Source organism: Blautia sp. MB18-30 (genome assembly GCF_023669475.1).
Classification (GTDB): domain Bacteria; phylum Bacillota; class Clostridia; order Lachnospirales; family Lachnospiraceae; genus Blautia_A; species Blautia_A fusiformis.
On the sequence record NZ_JAMOYY010000071.1, the window covers coordinates 1 to 4,285 of the forward strand.

The following is a 4,285-nucleotide window of genomic DNA, read 5'->3' on the forward strand; positions in this document are numbered from 1 at the left end:
TGTCGGGTCTGTGGGTGTCAATCTCCAAGCATACACATATTTTGTGTTTCCAAATGCGTCCACATATTTATATAAGTATTTTCCGTCTGTTCGTTGGCTCTCTCCAGTATGCAGGATACGTCCTTTGCTATCCCGTCTTTTTTCTTTCATGGTGTCTGCTCCTTTCCTTATTGGAAAGAGCCTTGATATGACTTGTGTTTATCATAACACATACAAGGCTCATTTGCATTAGATTGCGTCCAATTTGTCAATGACCTTTTCAAACTGTCGGCGTTTAATCTGTATGCGGTTGCCATTCATAATGAGCCAGCCAGCGTCCTTGTTTTCCTCTGCCAAGCGTCTTAACTTGTTTTCTCCGATACGGAAATACTTTGACGCTTCTTCAATGGTAAGGGTGTATTTTTCCCATACAGGAATATCGTTGTTATTCATCAGATACCCCCTTTCCCATGTTTCGTGTCATACTGGATATAGGGGATAAGGTCGGTGCGGTCTATCCTCTGTAAGTGGGCGGTTAGTTTGCTGGAAAGGGAATTGCTGTATCTTGCCTTATCAAGCATAGTTCCCACTTTTTCCAGTCCACCTAATGCGTCATGTTCTTCCAAGAAGTAAAAACTTTTCACAGCGGAAATCACGCCACCCTCTGTGAGCCATTGCTGTGTTTCCTCAAGAGAATTATGTAGTTTCGGTACTTGCAGTTTTAAGACTTCCACAGCCCCTAAAAAGCGTTCCCAAAACCGACACGTTTTCCATCTGCTCTTATTACTTTCATTTCTGTTTGGCACGACAAAGCGTAGGTTGTTTGCCAATAGCCCGAAAGCCAGTTCCCCAAGTTCCAGCGGTCTGTCCTTGAATGTCATGGCAAAAGCATGAGCCTTATCATCACGCAGTTGCATTTCTGTCCGTTTCCAACTGCCGACTTCATCAAGTGTCTTATTATGTTTTGAACAGACTTCCTTATCTTTATCATAAAAGCGGTAGGACAATCCCGATTTACCAGCACCGATATAAACAGTCTTTGCGGTGTCGAAATCATCAAACTTGCTTTCGTCAAAGTGGTAACCCTCACTATTCGAGATAAATTCTTCTTTTTCGCATTTCTTCTTTATCTGCTCTATGGTAAAGAATGGCTTTTCGTTTTTATCATCAATGGCAATATCAAGTCTTGTGAAATGGAAGTTATCCAGTCCGTATCTTCGCTCGCAACGTCGGAACATATCCCCAAAGGTATAATTCCTATTGTTGAGAATACGGGAAATATCATCACAACCTCTGCCAGTCATAACAAGATAACAGCCTAGCCCCTGTGGGTTATCCTCTGTCTTTCTTGCGTCTCCCGATACATAAATATCTCCAATCTGCCAGCGTGCTTGATAAGTCTTGAATTTTATCATTGCTGGATAAACATTGAAAATGTCAGTCGGTAAATCTAAAATGTGCATGATTACATCTTCAGCGGTTGCCGTTTCAAATACAATGCTGATGTAATCAATCTTAACGGATAAATTTTTGTGTGTAGTTATAGTGCATTTCTCCTTTCGTATGCCCCGTTTTTTTGCGGGGTAAAAATTGTGTTTTTTCCTTTATTTATTACAGTTTCTAGGTACTATGACATGTATACGCAGGGCGGTGTTACATATACGCCCTTTATGAACGCCTAAAGGCGTTCCCTTTCTTCCTGTGTCTGATCCGTTCTTAACGCTCACGAGCCTTGTAAGGCTCGTGGCTAAACGGAACAGCCCCAGTCAGAAACCTTATTTTCGGTCTGATAGTCTATGCTTATTCATGCTATCAAAATGAAAATACATCTTTTCTATGCTTACTCAAGCGTGTGATTGACCCTAGCGTGCTTAATCACTCTATCTGATACGATAATAACGCCATTAGAATTACTTGTCAAGAAGTTTTTGTTGACTTTTAGATATATATTAAGTATGATATGCTTATAAATACCAAGAAAAGCAATGAAAGGAGTGTTTATACTAAGTCATGGAGCATTACGAAAAGAAAATCAGTTTCTTAGGAGAGAACATACAGACCATAAGAAAGCATAGAGGAATGAAACAACAGGAACTTGCGGACAAAATCGGTATCAATATGCAGAGCCTTTCCAAGATTGAACGTGGCGTGAATTATCCTACCTTTGATACGCTGGAAAAGATAATGGACGTGCTGGGAGTAACACCCAATGAATTATTGTCGGGAGAATGGAAGTATATTGACCACACCGAGCCCTATATCATGGATATTATCAAACGGGAACAAGACTTCAATGTTTCCTTAGATTACCTGTCTGAAAATGAATTTTTCGATGATGAAAAAGAATGCACATTTTACAAGGCATATAAACTCATACAGTATATCCATAACTACATTACCAATGAGGTTACGGAGTTGGAAGAACTTATGGAAATCAAGCAGTTGATACAGCGTCAAAAACTGGAACGCATGATAAAAGTACATAAGGAAATGCGAGGGTTAGACCGATACAGAGAACAGCCCAAAGAGTATAAATACCATGACCCTTATGATGATTGGATATTTCGTCAGCTTGCGGATATAGACAACAGAAACAACATTCCCGACACTTCTCCACAAGTAGACTTCAATGAAGCAGACTATGAAGATTATCTAAAGGCGAAATGGAACAGAGGTCTTTAATTTCCTCTTGCATGGAAGATACAGCAAACAAAAAGCCCAGTAAAGAGTGCAAAGCACCACCAATGGTGGCAAGGCTCTTGACAGGGCTTTTTCTTTTCTGTTGTGGGGTAATCAAGAGGAAGAAAGAAAAAGTGTGCATTTTTGTTCCATAAATGCTAAGGGTATGCTGATTTTTATTGTGGCGGATATATGGAACTGTTATAATATGGATATGAAGAAAGCGACAAATTTGAAAGTGTTAATAATTTTCAAACAGCCTCATTGCATGGAAATAAGAAACAGACTATCCTTAAAGTAGGAGGTGGCACAAATGGCAAATGAAGATAAAAAAGATTTTAATGCTATGTTGCATGATAGTAAGGATATGCCAAAATTTCAAATTATCATAGACCAGAAAAGTATTGAGAAATATGGTGGAAACAAAATGTATTTTGCTCCCCCGATTGACTATGACAAAGTAATGAAAAAAGTTCCGTATGGTAAAGTGATTACGGTTGGAAAAATACGAGAACACTTTGCAAAATTGAGTGGTGCAGATTTTACAGAGCCGATTACAGCGGGTATATTTGTTTCTATTGTAGCGTGGGCGAGTTATCAGCGTTCCGAAGATGAAACACCCTATTGGAGAACATTAAAAGCAAACGGAGAATTAAATGCTAAATATCCAAATGGTATTGAAGCACAGAAAGAAAAATTAGAAGCAGAGGGACATACCATTATTCAAAAGGGGCGTAAAAATATACGATACTATGTAAAGGACTATGAAAATTCTCTTTTTGATTTGAAATAGGCAAATTCTATTTCACAATTTCATATCTCTATACACAAAGCAGTTAGTCTTAGGATTGACTGCTTTTTTCATACCTAAATTTCAGATTGGAGTGATGAAATGGTGTTTGTTAGAGCTGTTCAGTAAGATTATCGGTGCATAAAATTTTATTGTGGTGCAGATATGAAAATGATATAATGTGGATATGAAGAAAGCGACAAACTTGAATTTGTCGAGCTGGTTAGTTCGAGATAATTTTGAGTTTGTTAAGATGTGGTGCACTTGATGGAATCACAGGTACGACATCATATTATGGAGGATGAAATAGATGATAGGTTTGATTGTTGCGAGGTCAAAGAATAATGTTATAGGCAAGAATGGTAATATACCATGGAAAATAAAGGGAGAACAAAAGCAATTTAGAGAGTTAACAACGGGTAATGTGGTTATTATGGGGCGAAAGTCTTATGAAGAAATCGGTCATCCGTTGCCTAATAGAATGAATATTGTTGTTTCCACCACAACAGAGTATCAAGGAGATAATTTAGTTTCAGTTAAATCATTAGAAGATGCATTATTATTGGCTAAAGGACGAGATGTATACATATCTGGTGGATATGGACTATTTAAGGAAGCTTTGCAAATAGTAGATAAAATGTATATCACAGAAGTAGATTTAAATATTGAAGATGGAGATACATTCTTTCCAGAATTTGATATCAATGATTTTGAAGTTTTGATAGGGGAAACACTTGGTGAGGAAGTGAAATATACGAGAACATTTTATGTAAGGAAAAATGAATTGAGTAGATTTTGGATTTAGGGTGTTTCATAAATATATTGCTTTTTATGCAT

At 37.8% G+C, this 4,285-nt stretch carries 6 protein-coding genes; 3 read left to right on the forward strand and 3 right to left on the reverse strand.

Features of this window, described 5'->3' with window-relative positions:
* The 3 genes from NCY57_RS16345 to NCY57_RS16355 form a co-directional block, all read right to left on the reverse strand.
* The coding region (locus tag NCY57_RS16345) for an integrase DNA-binding domain-containing protein (RefSeq protein ID WP_199693378.1) at window positions 1-150 on the reverse strand (150 nt) is incomplete at its 3' end.
* A gap of 78 nt (window positions 151-228) precedes the next feature.
* Window positions 229-432, reverse strand: a complete 204-nt coding sequence (locus tag NCY57_RS16350; protein ID WP_002610247.1) for an excisionase — start codon at window positions 430-432, stop codon at window positions 229-231.
* Window positions 432-1,493 (reverse strand): replication initiation factor domain-containing protein, encoded by a 1,062-nt coding sequence (locus tag NCY57_RS16355; RefSeq protein ID WP_330639025.1) that lies wholly within the window; start codon window positions 1,491-1,493, stop codon window positions 432-434. Before NCY57_RS16355 ends, NCY57_RS16350 begins: the two co-directional genes overlap by 1 nt.
* Before the next feature lie 496 nt (window positions 1,494-1,989).
* Between NCY57_RS16355 and NCY57_RS16360 the strand changes: the two genes are divergently transcribed.
* The 3 genes from NCY57_RS16360 to dfrF all read left to right on the forward strand — a co-directional run bounded on the left by NCY57_RS16360 (window position 1,990) and on the right by dfrF (window position 4,253).
* Window positions 1,990-2,661 carry a helix-turn-helix domain-containing protein gene (locus NCY57_RS16360; RefSeq protein ID WP_002322214.1) on the forward strand — a complete coding sequence of 224 codons (672 nt, stop codon included), beginning with the start codon at window positions 1,990-1,992 and terminating at the stop codon, window positions 2,659-2,661.
* Between the two features lie 310 nt (window positions 2,662-2,971).
* A complete protein-coding gene (locus tag NCY57_RS16365; RefSeq protein ID WP_002322212.1) occupies window positions 2,972-3,451 on the forward strand; it encodes an MGMT family protein in 480 nt (159 codons plus the stop codon).
* A gap of 307 nt (window positions 3,452-3,758) precedes the next feature.
* Window positions 3,759-4,253 (forward strand): trimethoprim-resistant dihydrofolate reductase DfrF, encoded by a 495-nt coding sequence (gene dfrF / locus NCY57_RS16370; protein ID WP_002322211.1) that lies wholly within the window; start codon window positions 3,759-3,761, stop codon window positions 4,251-4,253.
* The last annotated feature ends 32 nt before the right edge of the window (window positions 4,254-4,285 follow it).